Origin of the sequence: Nocardiopsis lucentensis DSM 44048 (assembly GCF_000341125.1) — a bacterium.
GTDB classification, from domain to species: Bacteria; Actinomycetota; Actinomycetes; order Streptosporangiales; family Streptosporangiaceae; genus Nocardiopsis; species Nocardiopsis lucentensis.
In genome coordinates this window covers 1-3,275 of record NZ_ANBC01000896.1, presented here as the reverse complement: position 1 = coordinate 3,275, position 3,275 = coordinate 1, and the positions used below count along the sequence as shown (strand labels likewise).

Below are 3,275 nucleotides of genomic sequence, written 5' to 3'. Positions count from 1 at the left end.
CCGCCAAATCGGCGGTTTCGGATCAACCGAACGGGGTAAAGCGCCCGTCTTGCTTCATTCACCCTAGCGGACGGATTCGCCCGTTCGGGTTTGTGAAGCGGCTCCCCGAGCTTACACACACTGAGCGCATGCTCAGTCCGTGAGGACTCAGGAAAGGAGTGGATGTGCTGGCACGCCCGCGTAGATCTCGCGTTCGTCTCGCTCAGCGTCAATCCGTCGCCCCTTGCGACCTTGGGCCGTTCGGAAGCGACTCGGAGAACACTACCCCCACACTCACGCTCCGGCAAACCGCCACGCGCGTGTCGTGGGTCACAGTCCCGCCGGGTGCGTGGGGCCGGTCCCGGCACGTGGCCGGCCCAGCGGCCGCCTCGGCCCCGGGAACCTCCTCAGTTGAGGAGCGTGCCCTCACCGGTTCCCGGTGCCGCGTACAGCCACTCGACGTCCAGTTCCACGGCGGCCACGGTCGCGGGGGCGAACGACACCAGCGCCCCGTGACCGACGAACGCCGCCGCCAGCTGGGCGACCGTCGGGTTGTGCGCGACCACGAGCAGCGTCCGCACGTCGGGGTCGACGTAGTTCACGAGTTCCAGGAGTGAGTCGACACCCGCCGAGTACACCGCCTCGGAGTAGTCCACCTCCGGAGCCGCGTCCGTGCCCATCGCGCCCAGGACGCCGTCCAGCGTCTGCCGTGTCCGAAGCGCCGCGGAGCACAGGACGTGGTCCGGCGCGTACCCGCGTGCCGCGAGGAGGCGGCCCACCTCCTCCGCCTGCCTCCGGCCGGTGTCGTCGAGCGCGCGGTCGAAGTCGCCGCCCCCGTGACCGGCCTCGGCCCTGGCGTGCCGCATGAGCAGGAGTGTGCGGCTCATCCGGCCAGCACCGTCGCGACCACGGCCAGCCCGCCGATGAAGGCGACCATGATGCCCACGATCGTCGCCAGCCCCTTCAACCCCGTCACCGGGAACCCTCCTCATGTCACGCCTGTCAGGTCTCTCGCCGTCCACGCACGGGTGTCCGACGTACACGACCGGCACGCACGAGGGCGCCGCACGGTCCCACCCCCCAAGGTTAGGTCCGCGCACGCGACGTGGCCGCCCGGGTTACCCCGGACGGCCACGTCCTCGTACTCACGGTGGTTCTCACGACCCCCGCCCGGTGGGGCGCACACCCCGACGGGACGGCTGGGGCCTGTTTTTCGGAACGGCCACCCGAGGGGTGTCGTTCGGTCGCCCGAACACGGTCCGAAGCCCGGCGGAGGACCCGGAGAACACCTCCTAGCCCTTGCCCTCTCCGGCGTGGGCCTCCTCCCTGCGGTCGGGCTCGGCCTCGGCGGGGCCGTCGTCCGACGCGTCGGCCTTCTCCGCGGACCCGCCGTCCGTGGACGCCGTGTCGCCGTCCCCGACCTCGGGGGCGCCCTTCGGAGCGGCCGAGCCGCCGGTCTCCGCCAGGTCGGTCTCCGTCCCGGACCCCCGGCTCTTCGACCACAGCACCGCACCGACGAGCACACCGACGGCGACCACCGTCACGCCCACGCGCAGCGCGATGTTGTCGGCGTAGATGACCACGCTGGGCGCCACGATCAACGCCACCAGGTTCATCACCTTCAGCAGCGGGTTGATCGCCGGTCCGGCGGTGTCCTTGAAGGGGTCGCCGACCGTGTCCCCGATGACCGTGGCCTCGTGGGCCTCGGAGCCCTTGCCCCCGTGGTGCCCGTCCTCGACCAGCTTCTTGGCGTTGTCCCACGCGCCACCGGAGTTGGCGAGGAACACCGCCATGAGCACGCCCGCCGCGATGGCACCGCCGAGGAAGGCGCCGAGCGGGGCGTAGCCGAGCGCGAACCCGACGGCGATCGGAGCGAAGACGGCCAACAGACCCGGTGTGACCAGCTCCCGCAGCGAGTCCTTGGTGCAGATGTCGACGACGCGCGCGTACTCCGGCTTCTCGCTCCCGTCCATGATCCCCGGTCGGGTGCGGAACTGGTCCCGCACCTCCAGGACGACGCGGCCCGCGGCCCTGCCCACCGCCATGATGGCCAGCCCCGAGAAGAAGAACACGACGCTCGCGCCGATGATGACGCCGACCAGCACGTCCGGCCGGTCAAGGGAGAGGGAGAAGGCGTCCGCACCCGCGTCGGCGATGGTCAGCTGTTCCTGCACCGAGGTGCGGAAGGCGCCGAAGAGCGCGGTCGCGGCCAGGACGGCGGTCGCGATCGCGATGCCCTTGGTGATCGCCTTGGTCGTGTTGCCCACCGCGTCGAGACCGGTGAGCACGTCGGCGCCCTTGCCCTTGACGTCGCCGGACATCTCCGCGATGCCCTGGGCGTTGTCGGACACCGGGCCGAAGGTGTCCATCGCGACGATGATGCCGACGGTGGTGAGCAGACCCGTGCCGGCGAGCGCGACGGCGAACAGGCTCAGCGTGATGGAACCGCCTCCGAGGAGGAAGGCGGCGTAGACGGCGCCCGCGATGAGCAGGGCGGAGTAGACGGCCGACTCCAGGCCGACCGAGATACCGGACAGGACGACGGTCGCCGCACCGGTCTCGGAACTGTCGCCGATCTCCCGTACCGGCCGCCGGTCGGTCTCGGTGAAGTACCCGGTGAGCAGCTGGATGGCGGCGGCCAGGACCAGGCCGATGAGGACCGCCGCGACGGCGATGAGGCGCGGGTTGGGGTCGGTTCCCGCGGCGGCGATCTCCTCCACGACCGTCGGGCTGACTCCGGACAGTCCCTCGACGCTGCTGGGCAGGTACCAGAACGCCGTGCCGACGACGAGGACCGCGGAGATTCCGGCGGAGACGAAGAACCCGCGGTTGATCGCCGACATCGCCGTCCTGTCCCGGGTGCGGGGCGCGACGATGAAGATGCCGATGATCGCGGTGACGACGCCGATCATCGGGACCAGCAGCGGGAACACCAGTCCCTCGGTGCCGAAGGCCACCCGGCCGAGGATGAGCGAGGCCACGAGCACGACGGCGTAGGACTCGAACAGGTCGGCCGCCATGCCCGCGCAGTCGCCCACGTTGTCCCCGACGTTGTCTGCGATGGTGGCGGCGTTGCGCGGGTCGTCCTCCGGGATGCCCTGTTCGACCTTGCCGACGAGGTCGGCGCCGACGTCCGCGGCCTTCGTGAAGATCCCGCCGCCGACACGCATGAACATGGCCAGCAGCGCGGCGCCGAAGCCGAAGCCCTCCAGCACGATCGGCGCGTCCCCCCGGTAGAGGAGGACGACGGTCGCGGCGCCGAACAGGCCCAGGCCGACGGTGATCATGCCCGCGAC

Annotated in this window: 2 protein-coding genes; both read right to left on the bottom strand. The window is 70.9% G+C overall.

Annotated features, from left to right (window positions below; all coding sequences use genetic code 11):
* Positions 1-386 precede the first annotated feature (386 nt).
* Positions 387-866, bottom strand: a complete 480-nt coding sequence (locus D471_RS0130560) for a SixA phosphatase family protein (protein ID WP_017602127.1) — start codon at positions 864-866, stop codon at positions 387-389.
* 405 nt (positions 867-1,271) lie between these two features.
* A partial coding sequence (locus tag D471_RS37090) for a sodium-translocating pyrophosphatase (protein ID WP_017602125.1) occupies positions 1,272-3,275 on the bottom strand: 2,004 nt, incomplete at its 5' end.

Coding starts and splice junctions, on each gene's coding strand:
- D471_RS0130560 (WP_017602127.1), bottom strand. CDS start 866: ATGAGCCGCACACTCCTGCTCATGCGGCACGCCAGGGCCGAGGCCGGT.